At 72.9% G+C, this 19,562-nt stretch carries 19 protein-coding genes; 9 read left to right on the forward strand and 10 right to left on the reverse strand.

Features of this window, described 5'->3' with window-relative positions; translation table 11 throughout:
• Nucleotides 1-78: 78 nt before the first annotated feature.
• From ACIBL4_RS03845 to ACIBL4_RS03855, 3 genes are all read right to left on the reverse strand, one after another.
• A complete protein-coding gene (locus ACIBL4_RS03845; protein WP_037668927.1) occupies nt 79-507 on the reverse strand; it encodes an OsmC family peroxiredoxin in 429 nt (142 codons plus the stop codon).
• A gap of 157 nt (nt 508-664) precedes the next feature.
• Nucleotides 665-2,734: a phage holin family protein gene (locus ACIBL4_RS03850; protein ID WP_399406570.1), complete on the reverse strand. Its 2,070-nt coding sequence runs from the start codon at nt 2,732-2,734 to the stop codon at nt 665-667.
• 97 nt (nt 2,735-2,831) lie between these two features.
• Entirely contained in the window at nt 2,832-3,233 is a 402-nt protein-coding gene (locus tag ACIBL4_RS03855; RefSeq protein ID WP_399406182.1) for a hypothetical protein, read from the reverse strand.
• 82 nt (nt 3,234-3,315) lie between these two features.
• Here ACIBL4_RS03855 and ACIBL4_RS03860 point away from each other — a divergent pair, with 82 nt between their 5' ends.
• The gene (locus tag ACIBL4_RS03860) at nt 3,316-4,089 is read left to right on the forward strand and encodes an MBL fold metallo-hydrolase (protein WP_399406184.1); all 774 of its coding nucleotides are present in this window, start codon (nt 3,316-3,318) and stop codon (nt 4,087-4,089) included.
• Between the two features lie 14 nt (nt 4,090-4,103).
• The gene (locus ACIBL4_RS03865) at nt 4,104-4,739 is read left to right on the forward strand and encodes a DedA family protein (RefSeq protein WP_399406186.1); all 636 of its coding nucleotides are present in this window, start codon (nt 4,104-4,106) and stop codon (nt 4,737-4,739) included.
• Between the two features lie 108 nt (nt 4,740-4,847).
• Here the strand turns inward: ACIBL4_RS03865 and ACIBL4_RS03870 are convergent, their stop codons facing one another.
• The 4 genes from ACIBL4_RS03870 to ACIBL4_RS03885 all read right to left on the reverse strand — a co-directional run bounded on the left by ACIBL4_RS03870 (nt 4,848) and on the right by ACIBL4_RS03885 (nt 9,033).
• Nucleotides 4,848-5,900 (reverse strand): MBL fold metallo-hydrolase, encoded by a 1,053-nt coding sequence (locus ACIBL4_RS03870; RefSeq protein WP_399406188.1) that lies wholly within the window; start codon nt 5,898-5,900, stop codon nt 4,848-4,850.
• A complete protein-coding gene (locus ACIBL4_RS03875) occupies nt 5,897-7,144 on the reverse strand; it encodes an aminotransferase class I/II-fold pyridoxal phosphate-dependent enzyme (RefSeq protein ID WP_399406190.1) in 1,248 nt (415 codons plus the stop codon). The genes ACIBL4_RS03870 and ACIBL4_RS03875 overlap by 4 nt, the downstream gene beginning before the upstream one ends.
• Before the next feature lie 187 nt (nt 7,145-7,331).
• The gene (locus tag ACIBL4_RS03880) at nt 7,332-8,036 is read right to left on the reverse strand and encodes a hypothetical protein (protein WP_399406192.1); all 705 of its coding nucleotides are present in this window, start codon (nt 8,034-8,036) and stop codon (nt 7,332-7,334) included.
• 202 nt (nt 8,037-8,238) lie between these two features.
• Complete coding sequence (locus tag ACIBL4_RS03885; protein WP_306961577.1) at nt 8,239-9,033, reverse strand: RNA polymerase sigma factor SigF; 795 nt, start codon at nt 9,031-9,033, stop codon at nt 8,239-8,241.
• 244 nt (nt 9,034-9,277) lie between these two features.
• On the opposite strand from ACIBL4_RS03885, the gene ACIBL4_RS03890 reads away from it, so the two are divergent.
• Nucleotides 9,278-11,071, forward strand: coding sequence for a thiamine pyrophosphate-requiring protein (locus ACIBL4_RS03890; RefSeq protein ID WP_399406194.1), 1,794 nt, complete (start codon nt 9,278-9,280; stop codon nt 11,069-11,071).
• Here the strand turns inward: ACIBL4_RS03890 and ACIBL4_RS03895 are convergent.
• Nucleotides 11,025-11,210 (reverse strand): hypothetical protein, encoded by a 186-nt coding sequence (locus ACIBL4_RS03895; RefSeq protein WP_356927074.1) that lies wholly within the window; start codon nt 11,208-11,210, stop codon nt 11,025-11,027. The two genes, ACIBL4_RS03890 and ACIBL4_RS03895, sit on opposite strands and share 47 nt — an antisense overlap.
• 159 nt (nt 11,211-11,369) lie before the next feature.
• Here ACIBL4_RS03895 and ACIBL4_RS03900 point away from each other — a divergent pair, with 159 nt between their 5' ends.
• From ACIBL4_RS03900 to ACIBL4_RS03920, 5 genes are all read left to right on the forward strand, one after another.
• Nucleotides 11,370-11,771 (forward strand): DUF2795 domain-containing protein, encoded by a 402-nt coding sequence (locus tag ACIBL4_RS03900; RefSeq protein WP_356927075.1) that lies wholly within the window; start codon nt 11,370-11,372, stop codon nt 11,769-11,771.
• 85 nt (nt 11,772-11,856) lie between these two features.
• Nucleotides 11,857-12,288 (forward strand): CBS domain-containing protein, encoded by a 432-nt coding sequence (locus tag ACIBL4_RS03905; protein WP_399406197.1) that lies wholly within the window; start codon nt 11,857-11,859, stop codon nt 12,286-12,288.
• Nucleotides 12,285-12,959, forward strand: a complete 675-nt coding sequence (locus ACIBL4_RS03910; RefSeq protein ID WP_399406199.1) for a diguanylate cyclase — start codon at nt 12,285-12,287, stop codon at nt 12,957-12,959. Before ACIBL4_RS03905 ends, ACIBL4_RS03910 begins: the two co-directional genes overlap by 4 nt.
• Nucleotides 12,960-12,964: 5 nt before the next feature.
• Nucleotides 12,965-13,507 carry a type 1 glutamine amidotransferase domain-containing protein gene (locus ACIBL4_RS03915; RefSeq protein WP_399406201.1) on the forward strand — a complete coding sequence of 181 codons (543 nt, stop codon included), beginning with the start codon at nt 12,965-12,967 and terminating at the stop codon, nt 13,505-13,507.
• Nucleotides 13,507-15,609 (forward strand): catalase, encoded by a 2,103-nt coding sequence (locus ACIBL4_RS03920; RefSeq protein WP_399406203.1) that lies wholly within the window; start codon nt 13,507-13,509, stop codon nt 15,607-15,609. Before ACIBL4_RS03915 ends, ACIBL4_RS03920 begins: the two co-directional genes overlap by 1 nt.
• A gap of 787 nt (nt 15,610-16,396) precedes the next feature.
• On the opposite strand, the gene ACIBL4_RS03925 is transcribed toward ACIBL4_RS03920, so the two are convergent.
• Entirely contained in the window at nt 16,397-16,684 is a 288-nt protein-coding gene (locus tag ACIBL4_RS03925; protein ID WP_010038687.1) for a DUF6158 family protein, read from the reverse strand.
• 65 nt (nt 16,685-16,749) lie between these two features.
• Here ACIBL4_RS03925 and ACIBL4_RS03930 point away from each other — a divergent pair, with 65 nt between their 5' ends.
• Nucleotides 16,750-17,850 carry a Vms1/Ankzf1 family peptidyl-tRNA hydrolase gene (locus tag ACIBL4_RS03930; RefSeq protein WP_399406205.1) on the forward strand — a complete coding sequence of 367 codons (1,101 nt, stop codon included), beginning with the start codon at nt 16,750-16,752 and terminating at the stop codon, nt 17,848-17,850.
• 31 nt (nt 17,851-17,881) lie between these two features.
• On the opposite strand, the gene ACIBL4_RS03935 is transcribed toward ACIBL4_RS03930, so the two are convergent.
• Nucleotides 17,882-19,501 carry an ATP-binding cassette domain-containing protein gene (locus tag ACIBL4_RS03935; RefSeq protein WP_399406207.1) on the reverse strand — a complete coding sequence of 540 codons (1,620 nt, stop codon included), beginning with the start codon at nt 19,499-19,501 and terminating at the stop codon, nt 17,882-17,884.
• Between the last annotated feature and the right edge of the window lie 61 nt (nt 19,502-19,562).

The following is a 19,562-nucleotide window of genomic DNA, read 5'->3' on the forward strand; positions in this document are numbered from 1 at the left end:
CCGGGCGCCGTCGGCGAACCGACGACGGCGCGCGGGCCGGCCCTGGTGGGCGGGCCCGCGCGACGTGGGCGGGGCAGGTCAGGCGAGCTTGGCGGTCAGGGTGATGGGCGTGGCCTTGAGGGCCTGGCTGACCGGGCAGCCGACCTTGGCCTCCTCGGCGGCGGCGAGGAAGGCGGCCTCGTCCATGCCGGGGACGGTGCCCTCGACGGTGAGGTGGATGCCGGTGATGCCCTCGCCGGGCTGGAAGGTCACGTCGGCGGAGGTCACCAGCTTCGTCGGCGGGGTGCCGGCCTTGTCGAGGATGTTGGAGAAGGCCATCGAGAAGCAGCTGGAGTGGGCGGCGGCGATCAGCTCTTCCGGGCTGGTCTTCCCGCCCGGCTCCTCGGTGCGGGCCGCCCAGCTGACCGGCTGCTCGGCGAGGATGCCGGAGGAGTCGAAGGTGACGACGCCGTTGCCCTTGAACAGGTTGCCTTCCCACACGGTGTGTGCGGAGCGCGTGGCTGCCATGACGCATCCTTTCGATGAGTATCCGGAACCGCGACCGGGTTCCTGGCCACCATCCGATCACACTCCCGCTCAACTCACGCGGAAGACCTGCCCTCTGACGCGAACGGCAGCCGCCCCAGCGGGATGAGGCACGCGGCTTCCCGGACGCGGCCCGGTCTCAGGCGGCGCGCTCCTCGCTGGTCTCCAGCGGCACCTGGGGGCCGTCCGACTCGCGCATCCAGCGGCACAGGACGCGGTGGACGTGCTCGGCGCCGACGAGTTCCTCCCCCTCGCCGACCGGCGGGGAGAAGCCGAGCGGCGACAGCAGGAAGGGTCTGCCCTGTTCGCCGCCGAGGCCGCCGTGGGAGCCGATCTGCTCCTCGAAGGCGAGGACTTCGCCGTCGGCCGGGTCGTGGAAGGAGTTGACCATGATGTCGGCGGTGTGCGGGAAGGTGTGGGTGCGGCGTACCGCGTCGGCGGCGCCCGGGCCGAAGGGGGCGAGCGGGCCCGGGTTGTCGTCGAGGTCGGCGAGCGGTATCTCGGCGCCGTACGCGCCGAGGACGACCCCGCCGTGCTCGTCGCTGCGGACCAGCAGGAAGCCGATGCCGGGGTGGTTGGCGAGGGTCGGCAGCAGCGCGGGGTGGCGGGCGTCGATCTCCTCCTTGCTCATGCGGTGCGTGACGTCCGGGAAGGAGATCAGGCCGAGGTTGCCGGAGGCCAGCACGATCGGCTCCGAGCGGCGCGTGGGGCGGTGCTGCTCGCCGTGCTCCTCGACGGGGATGCGCAGGGCGGCGCGCACGGCGGCGCGGGCCTCGGTCCCGCTGCGGGTGCGCTCCGCGCGGCGCGGCACGGGCAGTCCGCAGCCGGCCCGCACCAGGTCGCCGAGGGTGAGGCCGTAGCGGGAGCGGAAGGTCTCGCCGGGGCTCTGGCCGTGGTCGGACAGCACGACGATCCGGTACGGGCGCGGGGCGTGCTCGGCGACCTTCTCGATCAGCGCGAGGGAGCGGTCGAGGCGTTCGAGGACCTTCTGCGCGTCGCGGCTCGCCGGGCCGGAGTGGTGGGCGACCTCGTCGTAGGCCACGAGGTCGGCGTAGACGGCGGTGCGGCCGGCGAGCATGTCGCCCGTCACGGCGGCCACGACGACGTCCCGCTCGACGACGGTCGCGAAGGCCCGCACGAGCGGGTAGAGGCCGCCGCGGGAGACGCGCGGGCGCTGCTTGCCGAGGCGGGCCCGGGTGGACTGGCCGATCTCGCGGCCTACCTCGGCGACGAAGGACAGGGCCGTGCGCACGGCGTTGGCCGGGTCGGAGAAGTAGGCGAAGTAGCCCGCGCGGGAGCGGTTCTCCCGGCTGCGGCGGGCGGCTACGGACAGCACGAGGGCCTGCTGCTCGGCGCCGCCGCTGAACAGGTTGCCGCGGCTGGCGCCGTCGACGGCGAGCAGACCGCCGTGCCCCGCGTAGCCGACGGCGCGGCGCTGGAGTTCGGCGGCGCTGCTCGGGCGGTTGCACACGACGACCTCGCGGGTGTCCTTCTCGTACCAGCGGAACGCCGGGACGTCGTGGTTGCTGCCGTGCAGGATGCCGAGCTGGCTGGCGCCGGTCTGGCTGGACCAGTCGGTGCGCCAGGGGGTGAGCCGGTGGGTGGGGCGGGCGCCGTCGCCGATGCCGAGCCAGCGGGCGACGGTGGGCATCAGGCCCTTGGCGACCGCGTCCAGCAGGACGTCGTGGCCGACGCCGTCGAGTTGCAGGAAGACCGTGCCGGGGGTGGACGGGCTGGGCGGTTTGGACCTGCGGCGGCGGTCCGAGAGGCGGTACAGCCTGCGGCGGTAGGCGTCGTCGTCGCGCACGGCCAGGGCGGCGCCGGTGGCGGACGCCACGGCGGACATCACGGCGGCGACGACGACGGCGGTCTCCGGGGCGGCGGTGCCGCGCTCCCCGGGGTCGAGGCGCAGGGCGAGCAGCAGCAGCGCGCCGTTGAGGAAGAACACCAGCAGTCCGAGCACGAGCGCCGGTACGAGGAGCAGGAGACGGACGAGCAGCGGCCAGACCACGGCCGACAGCAGACCGAAGGCGCCGGCGCCGAAGGCCGCCTTGACGGCGATGTCGGTCGCGCTGTCGCCGTCGGCCGAGCGGAGCCGGAAGTCGGGCAGGATCCCGGCGAGCACGAGCATGGTGAGGGTGGAGACCGCCCATACGGCGACGCTCCGCCCCACCTGACTGGCGACCCGCCGCCACCGCACGCCCCGCACGCCCAGCCACCTCACGTCCCGGCCCGTCGCGACCACGGGCTCTCACCCACAGTGCCACAACGCTCCGCGGACGCCCGGTGTCCCCCGGACCGTCGTGTCAGCGCCCGTCGTAGCCGGCGGTCGGCATCGACAGCCGGCGGTGCACGCACGCCTTCATCGCCGCGTCGTACGCCGGCTCCGCGTGCCCCACCGTCTCGACGCGTACCCCGCGCCGCGCGCACTCCGCGGTGAACTCCTCGACGGAGGCGAGCGCGCTCTCCAGCACTCTCCGGCTGGGTGCCACGAACAGATCGAGGCCGGGGCGGACGCCGTCCCACAGCGCGCAGTGGTCGGAACGCAGCCCCCGGACCAGTAACTCCCGGCTGATCACATAGCCCCGCTCGGCGGCCCAGCGGGCGCACATCGCGTGCTGGCTGCGGGAGTCGACGAGGAACGGATCGTCGTCGAGCTCCTCCAGCGGCGTCAGACTCGCGATCGCCGTGACCCGGACCGGCACCATGGCGTCCCCCTCACCTCCGGTTTCGCCGCCGACCCTACTCCTGCACGTAGGCTTCGGGGAGTCGCGCGAAGGGGGCAAAGAAGTGCCGGTGGAGATCACCTGGTGGGGTCACGCCACTTGCACGGTCGAGGACTCGAACGTACGCGTGCTCACCGATCCGCTGTTCGCGCGCCGGCTCGCGCACCTGCGCCGCCGGCGCGGAGACCTGCCGCCTCCCGGCGCCCGCCAGGCGGACGTCGCGCTGGTCTCGCATCTGCACGCCGACCACCTGCATGTGCCGTCGCTGATGCGGCTCGCTCCGGGCACGCGCCTGCTCGTGCCCCGGGGCGCGCGCCGGGCGGTGCCGGGACTGCGCCGGCTCGCGCACCTGCACGTCAGCGAGGTGGCGCCCGGGGACGAGACCCCGGTCGGCGACATCGTCGTACGGGCCGTGCCCGCGCGGCACGACGGACGCCGGCTGCCGTTCGGGCCGCACCGCTCCCCCGCGCTCGGTTACGTCGTCGCCGGCGAGGCCCGGACGTACTTCGCCGGGGACACCGGGCTGTTCGACGGCATGGCCGAGGAGGTCGGGCCGGTCGAGGTGGCGCTGCTGCCGGTGGGCGGCTGGGGGCCGTACCTGGGCGAGGGACATCTGGACGCGGGCAGGGCGGCCCAGGCGCTGGCGCGGCTGGCGCCCCGCAGTGCGGTGCCGGTGCACTACGGCACGTACTGGCCGATCGGGATGGACGCCGTGCGCCCCCACGAGTTCCACGCGCCGGGTGACGAGTTCGTGCGGCTCGCCGCGCGGCACGCGCCCGGCGTGACGGTGCACCGGCTCGGGCACGGGGAGAGCGTGCGCCTCGAGGTCGCGCGGTGATTCCGACCGGGCCCGTGGCGCAGGCCGCGATACCTCTGCTCGCGGCGTCTGCCGTCACCCCGGCGTCCGTCGTGCCGGAGTCCACGCAGCAGGCGATCGGTTATCCGACGCTTTTCGTGCTGGTGCTGGTCGGGGCGCTGGTGCCGGTGATCCCTACGGGCGCGCTGGTGAGTTCGGCGGCCGTGGTCGCCGTCCACCAGACGGCGCCGTTCTCGCTGGCGATGGTGTTCGTGACGGCGTCGCTGGCGGCGTTCCTCGGCGACGCGGCGCTGTACTGGCTCGGGCGGCGCGGGATGAAGTCGAAGAACGGCTCGCGCTGGCTGGAGGCGCTCCGGGCGCGGGCCCCCGAGGACCGGTTGGAGCAGGCGCAGACGAAACTCGCCGAGCACGGGGTGGCGGTGCTGGTGCTGTCGCGGCTGGTGCCGGCGGGGCGGATTCCGGTGATGCTGGCGTGTCTGCTGGCGAAGTGGCCGCTGCGGAGGTTTTCCCGGGGGAATCTGCCGGCCTGTCTGGCCTGGGCTGTGACGTATCAGTTGATCGGGATTCTCGGGGGGTCGTTGTTCGATGAGCCGTGGGAGGGTGTCGTGGCGGCGATCGGACTGACCTTGCTGATCAGTGTGGTGCCGAGTGTGGTGCGGCGGGTTCGGTAGCACCGTTGGAGGTTGTGTGGGCTTCGGGGCGCGGGTTGTTCGTGGTTGTTCGCGCCCACGCGGCGGAGCCGCATATCGGCACAGCCCCGCGCCCCTGGAGTCGGACACCTACAGCACCTTTGAAGCGCCCACCGGCATGTCCCAGAGGTTTTCTCGGGGGAGGGCTGCCTTCTCCCAGGCCGCCCGTACCCGCGTGAGGGGTTCCAGGACCGGTTCCGCCGAGAGGACGAAGGTGGCCCAGTGCATGGGGGCCATCCTGGTCGCTCCCAGGTCCTGGGCCGCGCGGACCGCCTCCTCCGGGTCGCAGTGGACGTCACTGAGCCACCAGCGGGGGTCGTAGGCGCCGATGGGGAGGAGGGCGAGGTCGATACCGGGGTAGCGGCGGCCGATGCGGGAGAACCAGTGGCCGTAGCCCGTGTCGCCCGCGAAGTAGACGCGCTGGCCCTCCTGGTCGGTCAGGACCCAGCCGCCCCACAGGCTGCGGCAGGTGTCGGTGAGGGTGCGCTTGGACCAGTGGTGGGACGGGACGAAGTCGAAGCGGACGCCGTCTAGTTCGGCTGCCTCCCACCAGTCGAGCTCCGTGACACGGGTGAAGCGGCGGCGGTGGAACCAGCGGGCCAGGCCGGCCGGGACGAACACCGGGGTGTCGCGCGGGAGGCGGCGCAGCGTGGGGGCGTCCAGGTGGTCGTAGTGGTTGTGGCTGATGACGACGGCGTCGACGCGCGGCAGCGCCTCCCAGGGGACTCCCACGGGGGTGATGCGGGCCGGGGTGCCGAGGATCCGGCGGGACCAGACCGGGTCGGTGAGGACGGTGAGCCCGCCGATGCGCAGGACCCAGCTGGCGTGTCCCGCCCAGGTCACGGCGACCGTGCGGGCGTCGACGCGGGGCAGCGGGCCGGGGGCGTAAGGGAGCCGGGGGATGTCGGCGAGGCCCTCGGGGCCCGGTCGCACGGCGCCCTCGCGGGCGAAGCGGGCCATGGCCCTCAGGTCGGGGAGCGGGGCGGTGAGCCGGTCGTGGAACGTGCGCGGCCACACCCGGCGTTCGGCCAGTGGTCTCGGCTCGGCCAGCGGCGGGTACGGGGGCGCGAGGGGGGACGGGAGGGCCGCGTCGCCGGCTTCCCGAGTGGTCGTGCTCGTGGTCGACTCGGACTGCTGCGTCATCGAGGAGGCTCCCATCGCTGAGCGTCGTCACGGAGATCGTCGAAGACCGACTTCAGTCGGATCAACGCGCGCCGCACGTGTGGCAGTTCCAACGGCGTGGGTGAGGTGAGGCATTCCGCGCGTTCCGGGGCGGAGCCGAGCAGCAGTGCGCCGGTCGAAAGCCGCACGCGCGGGGCTTCGAGCTCGTCGCCGAAGCGGTGCCCGCCGGGCGCGGGCATGCCGAGGCGGGCGGCGAGGAAGTCCTCCAGCTCCTGTGCGTCGCCGATGGCGTGCGCGCTCAGCGCGGGGCGCAGCGGTGTGAGGTCGACGTACAGATGGCGGCCGGCTTGCGGGGGCCGGGCGAGGGCGCCGGACGCGACGACGACGGCGTGCGCCTCGGCGGCCAGGCACGCGTGCAGGCGCACGGTGGCGGCTATGCGCGCGGTGACCGGTTCCGGTTCCCCCAGCGCGTGGGCGGCCGCCGAGGCGACGGGGGCGGCGACCCGGGCGTCGAGCGCGGTGAGGACGTCGAGCACGCGCGCGTGGAGCCCGTCGGCGTCCTCGCCGGCCGGGAAGCGGGCCACCGCGGACGGCCAGCCGGGCGGGAGGAAGGCCCCGGACAGGTCGGTGACGACGGTGACCCGGTCGGGCAGCATCTCGGCGGGGCTGAGCAGCACGGTGTCGTGCGGGTCATGCAGGGTGTCGCGCCAGGTCTCGTCGCTGACGAGGTGCAGGCCCTCCCCCTGGGCGGCCTCGACGGTCTCGTGCAGCAGTTCGGGAGGGGCGACGGTGGCCGTCGGGTCGTCGGCGACGGACAGCACCAGGAGGCGCGGATCACCGCCCTCGGCGCGGACCCGGCGCACGGTCTCCAGCAGGGCGTACGGATCGGGCACCCCGCCGCTCTCCGGCGGGGTCGGCACGTGGAAGACGGGGCGCCCCAGCAGGCGGGCGTACGGCGCCCACCAGGCGGCGCAGGGTCTCGGCACGAGGACGTCACCGCCGAGGGCGGCGGTCAGGGCGAGCAGCAGCGCGGGCGCGCCGGGCCCGGCGGCCACCCGGCCGGGGTCGCAGTGCAGTCCGCGCCGGTCCCAGTAGCCGCAGGCGGCCTCCCGCAGGGCCTCTCCCCCGCCGACCGGCTCGTGGTCGCCCCGGGACGCCGCGGCGGCGAGCACGGCGGACAGCTCCGGCAGCACGGGCAGTCCGTCGTCGGGGAGCGGCGGCCCGAACCGGACGGGGCCGTGGCCTTCCGGGTCCGTCCGCCGCATCCATACCTCCGCAGTGCCTGCTGCCGTGTCCTGTCGCCCTCGCCAGCCGTATCGCGCGTGCCCTCGGCCACTGAGTACCCATGGCGCCGTCGCCCCATGGGCGCCCGGCCGGGTTGTGACGGTCACAGCATGAGCGGGCCGGGCCGGGGAAGCGGGGGGCTTCCGGGGCGGTGGTGCGCGCCGGCGCTCAGCGGTACGGGTCGCTCTCCCGGTTGCGCAGCCGGTGCACGGCGGCACCGAACGCGCCCGCGATCAGCACGCCGCCCGCGACCAGGGCGGGCACGGAGTCGGAGAAGGCACCGCCGTCGCCGGCGCGTACCCCGCGCTGGACGACCGCTCCCCCGCACTCGGTGGGGTGGTGCCCCGGTTCGCCGAGCGGTTCGTCGCGCCGCGCGTCGGGGCAGGGCTTGTGGGTGGGCCGGTGGGAGGGCTCGTGCGTCGGGTGGTGGGACGGCGTGTGGTGGCCACCGCCGTGCGCCACGGTGAACGTCGCGCTCCACTGCTTGCCCTCCCCGCCGGGAGCGGCCGGGCAGGTGCCGTCGACGGTCCAGGCCGAGTCCTCGCCGAGGGCGTCGGGATCGCCCTCGAAGTTGTCCGCGGGAGCGATACGGGCCGTGCCCCGGTAGGCCGGGCCGGACACCTCGTCGTCGTTGCCGGTCACCTTGCGCAACGGGACCGTGCCCTCGTCGAAGGCCTGCGAGGTCGCGTCGATGCTGTCGGGCGGCGGCCCCCCGGTCGGATCACAGCTGACCGAGATGGTGAGCGTGCCGCCTGGCTCCACGGTGGCCGGACTGACCTCGGCGGCGGGTTCGGCGGCCACGACCGGAACGAACCCGACCAGGGCCGAGCCGGCCAGGACGGCGACGAAGAGTGCGTGACGGGTGCGGCGCATGGCGGGGGCTCCTTCGGGCGACGGCGGAATGGCCCTCTGCCATCACAGCCCGCCCGCTGGAACGCCGCGCGCGCCCGGACCCCATTAGCGGGACAGCACTCGCCAACCGGGTGAATCGATACGTCCCTCTCAGGGGCGCGAGGAACTGCGCGACAAGCCACAGACGGCCCGCACACGCGACCAGCGAACAGCCCCCACGGCGCTACGCCACATCCCGCATGACCTGCTCCCGGACCCGACCGCAGCACCGGCTGATCAGCCGGGACACATGCATCTGCGAGATCCCCAGCTCCTCCGCGATCCGGCTCTGCGTCATGTCCCCGAAGAACCGCATGTACAGAATCGCCCGCTCCCGCTCCGGCAGCGCCGCCAGCCGCGACTTCACCGCTTCACGGTCCACGACCGTGTCCAGCGCCGGATCCGGCGACCCGAGCGCGTCGCTCAACGAGTACCCGTCCTCGCTGCCGGGCAGCTCCGCGTCCAGGGACAGGGCGGTGAAGCTCTCCAGCGCCTCCAGGCCGGTCTTGACGTCCTCCTCGCTCAGCTTCGCGTGCTCGGCGATCTCCGCCACGGTGGGCCGCCGGCCGGAGATGGTCTGGGACAGGTCCTGGGAGGCGAACCGGACGCGATTGCGCAGGTCCTGGACGCGGCGAGGTACGTGCAGGGTCCACATATGGTCCCGGAAGTGCCGCTTGATCTCGCCGGTGATGGTGGGCACGGCGTAGCTCTCGAAGGCGTTGCCGAGCTCGGGGTCGTACCGGTCGACGGCCTTGACCAGGCCGAGGGCCGCGACCTGGCGCAGGTCCTCGAAGCTCTCGCCGCGGCTGCGGAAGCGTCCGGCGAGGCGGTCGGCCATGGGCAGCCAGGCCTCGACGATCTCGTCGCGGAGCGCGTCGCGCTCGGGTCCGTCGGGGAGTGTGGCGAGCCTGCGGAAGGCGTCGGCGGTGTCGGGGGCGTCGTCGTGGGGGTGCTGCTTCGCGCTGGTGTGGATCGGCATGATGCGTCGCAATTCCCTTGCAGGTGCTCTGGGTTGGACGGTCACCGTGGGAGCGCGTCGACTGGGTGCGGACCAGGAGCGCCGGTGGCGGCGCGATTCGCCGCTCCCACGGACGTGCCTCCTGTCCGAAGCACTGAGGTGCGCCTGCCCCCGGCCCCCGCCCGCAAACCCGGTGAGGTTTTCCGCCGTTGCGCAGGGTGACTCGTACAGCTGGCTCTGTCCCCATACGTCCGGGAGGTCGTACATGAGCACCAAGGTCTCCGACCACGTCCTTGAGCGGTTGCGCGAGTGGGGGGTCGAGCAGGTCTTCGGTTATCCGGGCGACGGCATCAACGGCCTGCTCGCCGCATGGGGCCGGGCCGAGAACGAGCCCCGTTTCGTGCAGTCGCGGCACGAGGAGATGTCGGCGTTCCAGGCGGTCGGGTACGCCAAGTTCAGCGGCCGTCTCGGGGTGTGCACGGCGACGTCCGGGCCGGGCGCGATCCATCTCCTGAACGGCCTGTACGACGCCAAACTGGACCATGTTCCGGTGCTGGCGATCGTCGGCCAGACGCACCGCTCCGCGATGGGCGGCTCCTACCAGCAGGAAGTGGATCTGCACACGCTGTACAAGGACGTCGCCTCCGATTTCGTGGAGACGGTGACCGTGCCGGAGCAGCTGCCGAACGTGCTGGACCGGGCGATCCGCACCGCGTACGCGCGCCGCTGCCCGACCGCGATCATCATTCCCGGCGATGTGCAGGAGCTCGACTACTCGCCGCCGACGCACGAGTTCAAGATGGTTCCCTCCAGCCTGGACCGCAGTTCGTGGACGGCCGTGCCGTCCGACGACTCGGTGCGGCGGGCCGCCGAGATCCTCAACTCCGGCGACAAGGTGGCGATCCTGGTCGGCCAGGGCGCGGCCGGGGCGCGGGCCGAGGTGGAGTCGATCGCCGAGCTGCTCGGCGCGGGTGTCGCCAAGGCGCTGCTCGGCAAGGATGTCCTCAGCGACGAACTGCCGTACGTCACCGGCTCGATCGGCCTGCTGGGCACGCGTCCGTCGTACGAGCTGATGCGGGACTGCGACACGCTGCTGACCATCGGGTCGTCGTTCCCGTACACCCAGTTCATGCCGGAGTTCGGCAAGGCGCGGGGTGTGCAGATCGACATCGATCCGCACATGGTCGGGATGCGCTACCCGTACGAGGTGAACCTGGTCGGCGACGCGAAGGCCACGCTGGAGCGGCTGATCCCGCTGATCGAGGAGGGCCGCGGGCGCGAGTGGTACGACACGGTGTGCGCCAACGTGACGCGCTGGCGTGAGGTCATGGAGCGCCGCGCGGGACTCGACGCCGACCCGATCAACCCGGAGTACGTGGCCCGCTCGCTGGACCCGCTGCTGCCGGACAACGCGATCATCGCCTCCGACTCGGGTTCGGCGGCGAACTGGTACGCGCGGCACCTGACCATGCGGCCGGGCATGCGGGGCTCGCTCTCCGGCACCCTGGCGACGATGGGCTGCGGGGTGCCGTACGTGATCGGCGCGAAGTTCGCGCACCCGGACCGGCCCGCGATCGCGCTGGTGGGCGACGGGGCGATGCAGATGAACGGGATGGCGGAGCTGATCACGGCGGCGAAGTACCGCCACCAGTGGGAGGACCCGCGGCTGGTGATCGCCGTGTGGAACAACCAGGATCTGAATCAGGTCACGTGGGAGATGCGGGCCATGGAGGGCGCGCCGCAGTTCCTGCCGTCGCAACAGCTCCCGGACGTGCAGTACGCCGCGTTCGCGCGTTCCCTGGGGCTGACCGGCATCCGGGTGGAGAAGCCCGAGGACGTCGAGGCGGGCTGGCGAGCCGCGCTGGAGGCGGACGGTCCCGCGGTGGTCGAGTTCCTGACCGATCCGGCTGTCCCACCGATCCCGCCGCACGCCACCTGGGAGCAGATGGAGGCGACCGCCGCGTCGATCCTGAAGGGTGACTCGGACCGCGGATCGGTGGTCAAGCAGGGCTTCAAGGCGAAGATGCAGGAGTTCCTGCCGGGGCGCGAGAAGAAGTAGCGGTCGCCGCCGCCGGGGGCACGCCGACCGGTTCGCGCCGGTCGGCACCGTCCTGCGGCAGCAGCAGCTCCTCGTAGCGGCCCAGCAGCAGCACCACTCCGAGCATGAGCACCGGAAGCAGCACAGCGAGCATCGCCATGGCGTGTCCTTCCCCAGAGATGAGTGGGGGGTGTGATCCGGGTCTCCCGCAGGCCGTGGCGCAAACCCGTGCGGAGGGCACCGATCCGGGGTGGCGAACCCGTGTCGGCTCGCGGTGTTCGGGTACGCGGTGCGGACCCCCGACCGTCTGGAGGGAGAAATGCAGCGAGGCAGCGACCGGCTGAGCGTCCATCGTGACGACGAGATGAAGCATGAACTCCAGGGGCTGCTCAGGTCCGGGCACCCCACCCGTAGTGAGGAGTGGCACGACCCGGAGCCGGCTGCCGAGGACGACCCCGAGGTCGCGCGCGGGCCGGTGACGCCGAGCCGTGCGCCGACGTCCCTGGAGTCGGTACGCCTGGAGCTGGCCCGAATCCTGGGCCGCAGGGCGTTCCCGGCGAGCGCGCGCGACCTGGCCCGCGAACTGCGCGGCCACCAGGCGCCCGACGCCCTCGTCGAGGCCCTGGAGCGGCTGCCGCGCCAGGAGCGCTACGGCAATGTCCAGGAGCTGGCCCAGGCCCTGATCCGGGCCCGGGAGACCGGACCGGAGGAGTACGCGTAGGAATCGCGACGGGGTGTGCCGCGGGCGGGCCGCGCCCGCCCGCGGTGCCCCCGCCGGCCGGGGAACAGAGGGAGGGCCCTCAGTGATGGCCGAGTTGGTGAAGGACGTGATGACCCCGGGTGTGGTCGCCGTACGCCCGGACGCCTCGCTCGTCGAGGCGGCGCAGTTGATGCGCACCCAGAACATCGGCGACGTGGTGGTGGCCGACGGGCAGGACGTGATCGGCGTGCTCACCGACCGTGACATCACGGTACGGGCGGTGGCCGACGGGGCCGACCCGATGACGGTGAGCGCGCAGTCGGTGTGCACACCGGATCCGGTGACGGTGACGCCGGACGAGCGGGTGGCGACCGCGGCCGCGCTGATGCGTGAGCACGCGGTGCGCCGCCTGCCGGTGGTGGAGAACGGGCTGCCGGTCGGGATGGTGAGCCTCGGCGATCTGGCCGAGGCCGAGGATCCCGCGTCGGCGCTCGCCGACATCAGCCGTGCCGAGCCGGACGCCCGGGGAGGTGCGTGAGCATCGACCAGGCGAAGGAGATCAGTGCCAGTGGCGTCACGGTGGACGTCGGTGACGCCACGACCCGCTATCTGCTGTACGGGCTGCTGCCCAGCTGGTTCGTGCCCGGGGTGGCCGACTGGGTGATGCACCGGCGGACCCGTATCGAGGAGACGGCGGGGACGAAGGAGTCCCTGATCCACTCCCTGATGATGGCCGAGGTCGGCATCCCGATCGCGCTGACGCTGCGCTACGAGGTCAACCCGCTGCTGCTGAGCGTGCAGCTGGGCGGGGCCGCGGTGCACGAGGCGACGGCGCTGTGGGACGTCCGTACGGCCGTCGAGAGCGAGCGGGAGGTCAAGCCCATAGAGCAGCACATCCACAGCTTTCTGGAGTCGCTGCCGTTCGCGGCGCTGGCCTCCCTGATGTGCCTGCACGCCGACCAGGTGACGTCGCTGCTGCGCGGCGGCCGCGGGGATCCCGACGCGTGGCGTCTGGTGCCGCGCCGGCGGCCGCTGTCACGCGGCTATCTGGCGGGCATCGCCGCGGCGATCGGCACGTGCGTGCTGCTGCCGTACGGCGAGGAGTTGTTGCGGTGCGTGCGTACGGGCCGCGGGAACCGCACGAAGGAGAAGAACGCGAGGAGTGACGCGGCGCGCTGGAGTGCCGCGCGCTCCGGGAAAGGACGTTGAGCATCATGCGTATCGCATTTCTGGTGGCACCCGAGGGCGTCGAGCAGGTGGAGCTGACCGATCCGTGGCAGGCCGCGAAGGACGCCGGTCACGAGCCCGTGCTGGTGTCGACGAAGCAGGGGGAGATCCAGGCGTTCAACCACCTCGACAAGGCGGACACCTTCCCCGTGGACGAAGTCGTGGGCGAGACCGCCCCGGGCTCGTTCGCCGCTCTGGTGCTGCCGGGCGGCGTGGCCAACCCGGACTTCCTGCGGATGGACCCCAAGGCCGTCGCGTTCGTCCGGGACTTCTTCGAGCAGGGCCGGCCCGTGGCCGCGATCTGCCACGCGCCGTGGACCCTGGTCGAGGCGGACGTCGTACGGGGCCGGGTGCTGACCTCGTGGCCGAGCCTGCAGACCGACATCCGCAACGCGGGCGGCACCTGGGTCGACGAGCAGGTGAAGGTCTGTGACCACGGCGCCAACAAGCTGGTCACCAGCCGTAAGCCGGACGACCTGAAGGCGTTCTGCGAGGCCTTCCTCGACGTCTTCGCCGAGGAGGCCGCCTGATGGCCTCGCCCGCCGACCGGAAACAGGAACAGCGCGAGGCCTTCAAGGCGGACGATCCGGCCGGCGGGCCGCTCACCACCGACCAGGGAGCCGAGGTCGACCACACCGACGACTCCCTGGCCGCGGGCGGGCGCGGTCCGACACTGATGGAGGACTTCCACTTCCGGGAGAAGCTCACCCGCTTCGACCACGAGCGGATCCCGGAGCGGGTGGTGCACGCGCGGGGCGCGGGCGCGTACGGCTATTTCGAACCGTACGAGTCCTGCGCGGAGTTCACCTGTGCGGCGTTCCTCCAGGACCCGGCCGTGCGCACGCCCGTGTTCGTACGGTTCTCGACCGTGCAGGGCCCCAAGGGCTCGGCGGACACGGTGCGGGACGTGCGCGGCTTCGCGACCAAGTTCTACACGTCGGAGGGCAACTACGACCTGGTCGGGAACAACTTCCCCGTCTTCTTCATCCAGGACGGGATCAAGTTCCCCGACTTCGTGCACGCGGTGAAGCCCGAGCCGCACAACGACATCCCGACGGGCGCGTCCGCGCACGACACCCTGTGGGACTTCGTGTCGCTCCAGCCCGAGACGCTGCACGCGATCATGTGGCTGATGTCGGACCGGGCGATCCCGCGCAGCTACCGCATGATGCAGGGCTTCGGCGTGCACACTTTCCGGTTCGTCGACGCGGACGGCAAGGGCACGTTCGTGAAGTTCCACTGGAAGCCGCGGCTCGGCGTGCACTCGCTGGTGTGGGACGAGGCGCAGGAGTGCCAGGGCCGCGACCCGGACTTCAACCGGCGTGATCTGTGGGACGCGATCGAGGCGGGCGAGTACCCCGAGTGGGAGCTGGGCGTGCAACTCGTGCCGGAGGAGGACGAGTTCGCGTTCGACTTCGATCTGCTCGACCCGACGAAGATCATCCCGGAGGAGCAGGTGCCGGTGCGGCCGATCGGCCGGATGGTGCTGGACCGCAACCCGGAGAACTTCTTCGCGGAGACCGAGCAGGTCGCCTTCCACACGGCGAACGTCGTCCCCGGCATCGACTTCACCAACGACCCGCTGCTCCAGGCGCGGAACTTCTCGTACCTGGACACCCAGCTGATCCGGCTCGGCGGGCCCAACTTCTCGCAGCTGCCGGTGAACCGGCCGGTCGCGCCGGTGCGCAACAACCAGCGCGACGGCTATCACCAGAGCGCGATCCACTCCGGCACGAACTACTTCCCGAACTCGCTCGGCGGGGGCTGCCCGGCCCATGCGGGCGCCGGGGGCAGTGCGTACACGCATTACGCCGAACGGGTGGACGGCCACAAGATCCGGCGCCGCAGTCCCAGTTTCCAGGACCACTACAGCCAGCCCGCGCTGTTCTGGAACAGCATGGCTGACTGGGAGAAGCAGCACATCGTCGAGGCGTTCCGGTTCGAGCTCGGCAAGGTGGGCGCGATGACCGTGCGGGCGCGTACGGTCGAGCACCTGGCCAAGGTCGACGGGGAACTGGCGGTGCGGGTGGCACGGGGTGTCGGGGTGCCGGAGCCGTCCACTGCGGAGGCCGCGTCCAAGTCGGCCTCCCCCGCGCTCAGCCTGGAGTCCCTGCGCGGGGACGGTTCGATCCGGACCCGGCAGATCGCGGTACTGGTCACCGACGGGGTGGACGCCGAGCAGATCACCTCCGTGCGGGAGCGGCTGGCCGCCGAGGGCGCGATCGTCGAGGCGCTGGCCCCGACGGACGGGACGATCACCGGCTCCGACGGCGAGACGTACGCGGTCGACCGTGCGCTGCCGACCGTGGCGTCCGTGCTGTACGACGCCGTGCTGCTGCCCGGCGGGCCCGTCGGCACCCCGCCGACGGCGGCCGACCCGGACGCGGTGCGGTTCGTGCGGGACGCCTACCGGCACGGCAAGCCGGTCGGCGCACTCGGCTCGGGCGTGGGCGTCCTGTCGGCCCTGGAGCCCGAGGGCCTGCGGCTGTCGACGGAGTTCCACCGCGTGGTCACGGACCAGGGCGTGGTGACGGACACGTCCCCGGGCCCGGCGAGCGAGGAGTTCCTGAACGAGCTCTGCACCGCGATCGCGGCACACCGCCACTGGGGACGGGCACCGGTGCGGCACTGAGCCGGGGCCGGGGCAGGGCCGGGCCGCGCTTGTGGGGGCGCGGCCCGGCTTGCTTTGTGCTGCCAGGGGGCGAGTCGTGGTGTGGCGGTTGAAGGGGCGGCTCGGGTCGTGCCGATGCCGGCCCGCGCGCGATGCGCCGATGCGGGCCGGCCGCGCGCTTGTCGGTGCGGGTCTGGCGCTTGTGCGGTGCTTGGCCGGGTCGCGTTGTGCCGGTGCGGACCCCCCCCCGCGCGATGCGCCGTTGCGGGGCGGGGGCGCGCTTGTGCAGTGCGGACCAGGCCGGGTGGCGCCGGTACGGTACGGAGGGGCTCGCCTCGCCTCATGCCGTTGCGAAGCCGGTCGTAGCGGGGCCGGTGGGGCCCCGCGCGCGAGGCGTCGCCGGGGCCAGGGCACATCTGAGTGCTGCGGATCAGGTCGGGTGGCGGCGGCGCCGAGCCGGTCGCCTTGTGCCGGGAGAACCCGGTCGTGACGGGGCCGATGCGGAACCGTCCGCGAAGCGCCGGCGGTGCCGGGCTCACTCGTGTGGTGCCGATCAGGTCGGGTGGCGGCGCGGAGCGGCTCGCCTCATGCGGATGCGGACCCGGTCGTGGCGGGTCGATGCCGACCCGCGCGTAAGCGCCGGCGGTGCCGCGGTCCGCTTGTCCGCTGCGTGCCAGGTCGGGCTGTGCCGACGTGGGCCGGGACGCGGGGGTGCCGGTGCCGGCCCGGGGCGCGATCTGCCTGCTCGTCCGGGGCGCGTTGCGCCGCTGCCCGCCTGGGTGCGTCGTTGCGTGCTGGTCCGGCAGGGTCAGGTGCCGGGGGTCGTGGGAGTCGTCGACTCTCCGCTTCCCCGTTCCCGGGCGCCTTCGCGGGTGCGGCCCGCGGCCACCGGGCGGCGTGGGTTGCGGCGCAGGAACTCGCCCTCCAGCTGCGCCATGCGCTCGTTGTGGGCCCGCAGCGCGTCGTTCGAGCCGTAGAGCAGCGTGTCGTGGCGCGTGCGGTGGATGGTCTCCAGCTCCTTCATGAGCTGCTGGTCGTCCAGCCGGTCAGGGTCCACTCCGGTCATGGTGTTGCCCCGCTCGTCGTGTTCGTTCATGCGGTCCGGGTACCCGCCCGGGGAGCAACTGAGCACTACCCCCGAGCGGCATCCGGGAGGGAGCCATGGATCTCGCCTTTCTGCACCCACTGTACGAACACCCCGGGCCTTGGGCCTCGGTGTACGTCGACACCTCCCGGCATACGGAGGCCACCCCCCACGAGCGGCAGCTCACGGCCCAGGCGATGGCCAGGCAGCTGGCCGACCAGGGCGCGGACGAGGCGACCTGCCGGGCCGTGCAGAGCGCGATCGAGGACCTGCGGCACTCTTCGGAACCGCACGGCCGGGCCCTGTTCGCCCGCGCCGGCGAGGTGGTCCTCGACCCGCCGCTGGCCCGTCCCCCGCAGGGCGGCGACTGGGCCGAATGGGCCCCGCTGCCGCGTGTGACGCCCCTGCTGGAGCTGGCCGGCGAGGACCCGGTGTGCGTGGTGGCGTACGTCGACCGCAAGGGCGCGGACTTCGAGCTGCGCAGCGCACTGGGCCGTGAGGACGCCGGAAGCGTCACCGGGCGTCAGTGGCCGGTGCACCGGACGAGCTCCGTGGACTGGTCCGAGCGGCATTTCCAGCTGCGGGTGGAGAACACCTGGGAGCACAACGCCGCGGAGATCGCCGACGCGCTCGCCGTGTGCCAGGAGGAGACCCGCGCCGACCTGCTGATCCTCGTCGGCGACGACCGTGAGCGGCGGTCCGTGCACGAGCGGCTGCCCAAGCGGCTGCACGACCTCGTCGTCGAGGCGCCGCACGGCACCGGCAGCCGGCTCCTCGACGAGGACGTGGAGCGGGCCCGCGCCGAGCATGTGGCGCGGCGGGCCGAGGCGGAGCTGGAGCGGTTCCTGGCCGCCCGGAACCCGGACGACCAGGGCCGCGCCGGAGCCGTGGAGGGCGTGCCCGCGCTGATCGAGGCGGCGCGCGAGCGCCGCATCGACGAGCTGCTGATCAGGCCGGACGGGCCGGACGCACACCGCGAGGTGTGGATCGGCGAGGACCCGGACCAGGTCGCGGTGCGGCGTACGGACCTGAAGATCCTCGGCGAGCAGCACTCCTGGCCGGCCCGGGCGGACGACGCGCTGATCCGCTCGGCCGTGGCGACGGACGCGGCGGCACTGGCCGTCGCGGAGCGCGAGGTCCCGGCCGGCGGTCTCGGGGCGCTGCTCCGCTGGAAGTGAGCGGGGAGCAGCGCCCCCTACGAGCCGGCCCCTAGCGGGCCCGTTCCACCCTGCGTTCGTCCCAGACCGGGTCCGGGGTCTCCCGGACCCGGCCGTCGCTGCCGAAGACCAGGTAGCGGTCGAAGGAGCGGGCGAACCAGCGGTCGTGCGTGACCGCGAGGACCGTGCCCTCGAAGGCTTCCAGGCCCTCCTGGAGTGCCTCCGCGGATTCCAGGTCCAGGTTGTCGGTCGGCTCGTCGAGCAGCAGAGCCGTCACCCCCTGGAGCTCCAGCAGGAGAATCTGGAAACGGGCCTGCTGACCGCCGGACAGGCGGTCGAACGTCTGCTCGGCCTGGTTCGTCAGCTCGTAGCGGCGCAGCCGGGACATCGCCGCGCCGCGGTCCTGCGCGTGTTCCGTCCACAGGATGTCGAGCAGGGTGCGCCCCTCCAGCTCCGGGTGCGCGTGCGTCTGCGCGAAGTGCCCGGGGACGACCCGGGCTCCCAGTTTCCAGAGGCCGGAGTGCGCCACGTCGCCGCCGGCGAGCAGGCGCAGGAAGTGGGACTTGCCGGAGCCGTTGGAGCCGAGGACGGCGACGCGTTCGCCGTAGAAGACCTCCAGGTCGAAGGGCTTCATCAGGCCGGTGAGTTCGAGTCCTTCGCAGGTGACGGCCCGGACGCCGGTGCGGCCGCCCTTGAGCCGCATCCTGATGTCCTGCTCGCGCGGCGGCTCGGGCGGCGGCCCGGCCTCCTCGAACTTGCGCAGCCGGGTCTGGGCGGCGGCGTAGCGGGAAGCCATCTCATGGCTGACGGCGGCGGCTTGACGCAGCGTCAGCACCAGCTTCTTCAGCTGGGCGTGTTTCTCGTCCCAGCGCCTGCGCAGTTCCTCGAAGCGCTCGAACCGCTGCCGGCGGGCCTCGTGGTACGTACCGAAACCACCGCCGTGCACCCAGGCGTCGGCGCCCGCGGGGCCGGGTTCCAGGGAGATGATCCGCTGGGCGGCGCGGGCGAGCAGTTCGCGGTCGTGGGAGACGAAGAGGACGGTCTTGCGGGTCTCGGCGAGCCGTTCCTCAAGCCAGCGCTTGCCGGGGACGTCGAGGTAGTTGTCGGGCTCGTCGAGGAGGAGCACCTCGTCGGTGCCGCGCAGGAGGGCCTCCAGGACGAGCCGTTTCTGCTCACCGCCGGAGAGGGTGCGGACCTGGCGCCACTGGGCCTTCTCGTAGGGAATGCCGAGCGCGGCCGTGGTGCACATGTCCCACAGCGTCTCGGCCTCGTAGCCGCGGGCCTCGGCCCAGTCGGCGAGGGCCTGGGCGTATGCCAGCTGGGCGGCCTCGTCATCGACGGTCATGAGGGCGTGCTCGGCGGTGTCCACGGCGTGGGCCGCCTCGCGGATGCGGGGCGTGGCGACGGACACGAGCAGGTCCCGCACGGTGCTCTCGTCGCGTACGGATCCGACGAACTGCCGCATCACACCGAGTCCGCCGCCCACGGTGACGGTTCCGCCGTGCGGCTTGAGCTCACCGGCGAGCATGCGGAGCAGAGTCGTCTTCCCGGCCCCGTTGGGCCCCACGAGGGCGACGACCGCCCCCTCCCCCACCCGGAACGAGACGTCACCCAGCAGCGCCCTTCCGTCGGGCAGGTAGTACTCCAGATGCGCTGCTTCGAGGTGACCCATGGTCGCGATTTTGCGCGGCGACCGGCGCGCTGGGCAAACGCATTTCCGGCGGGGGTGCGCG

Origin of the sequence: Streptomyces sp. NPDC050416, assembly GCF_044458845.1 — a bacterium.
Lineage (GTDB): Bacteria > Actinomycetota > Actinomycetes > Streptomycetales > Streptomycetaceae > Streptomyces.

Coding starts and splice junctions, on each gene's coding strand:
- ACIBL4_RS03900 (WP_356927075.1), top strand. CDS start 11,370: ATGCAGCGAGGCAGCGACCGGCTGAGCGTCCATCGTGACGACGAGATG.
- ACIBL4_RS03855 (WP_399406182.1), bottom strand. CDS start 3,233: ATGGTGCCGGTCCGGGTCACGGCGATCGCGAGTCTGACGCCGCTGGAG.
- ACIBL4_RS03870 (WP_399406188.1), bottom strand. CDS start 5,900: ATGACGCAGCAGTCCGAGTCGACCACGAGCACGACCACTCGGGAAGCC.
- ACIBL4_RS03880 (WP_399406192.1), bottom strand. CDS start 8,036: ATGCGCCGCACCCGTCACGCACTCTTCGTCGCCGTCCTGGCCGGCTCG.
- ACIBL4_RS03890 (WP_399406194.1), top strand. CDS start 9,278: ATGAGCACCAAGGTCTCCGACCACGTCCTTGAGCGGTTGCGCGAGTGG.
- ACIBL4_RS03920 (WP_399406203.1), top strand. CDS start 13,507: ATGGCCTCGCCCGCCGACCGGAAACAGGAACAGCGCGAGGCCTTCAAG.
- ACIBL4_RS03885 (WP_306961577.1), bottom strand. CDS start 9,033: ATGCCGATCCACACCAGCGCGAAGCAGCACCCCCACGACGACGCCCCC.
- ACIBL4_RS03905 (WP_399406197.1), top strand. CDS start 11,857: ATGGCCGAGTTGGTGAAGGACGTGATGACCCCGGGTGTGGTCGCCGTA.
- ACIBL4_RS03915 (WP_399406201.1), top strand. CDS start 12,965: ATGCGTATCGCATTTCTGGTGGCACCCGAGGGCGTCGAGCAGGTGGAG.
- ACIBL4_RS03845 (WP_037668927.1), bottom strand. CDS start 507: ATGGCAGCCACGCGCTCCGCACACACCGTGTGGGAAGGCAACCTGTTC.
- ACIBL4_RS03895 (WP_356927074.1), bottom strand. CDS start 11,210: ATGGCGATGCTCGCTGTGCTGCTTCCGGTGCTCATGCTCGGAGTGGTG.
- ACIBL4_RS03935 (WP_399406207.1), bottom strand. CDS start 19,501: ATGGGTCACCTCGAAGCAGCGCATCTGGAGTACTACCTGCCCGACGGA.
- ACIBL4_RS03930 (WP_399406205.1), top strand. CDS start 16,750: ATGGATCTCGCCTTTCTGCACCCACTGTACGAACACCCCGGGCCTTGG.
- ACIBL4_RS03875 (WP_399406190.1), bottom strand. CDS start 7,144: ATGCGGCGGACGGACCCGGAAGGCCACGGCCCCGTCCGGTTCGGGCCG.
- ACIBL4_RS03925 (WP_010038687.1), bottom strand. CDS start 16,684: ATGAACGAACACGACGAGCGGGGCAACACCATGACCGGAGTGGACCCT.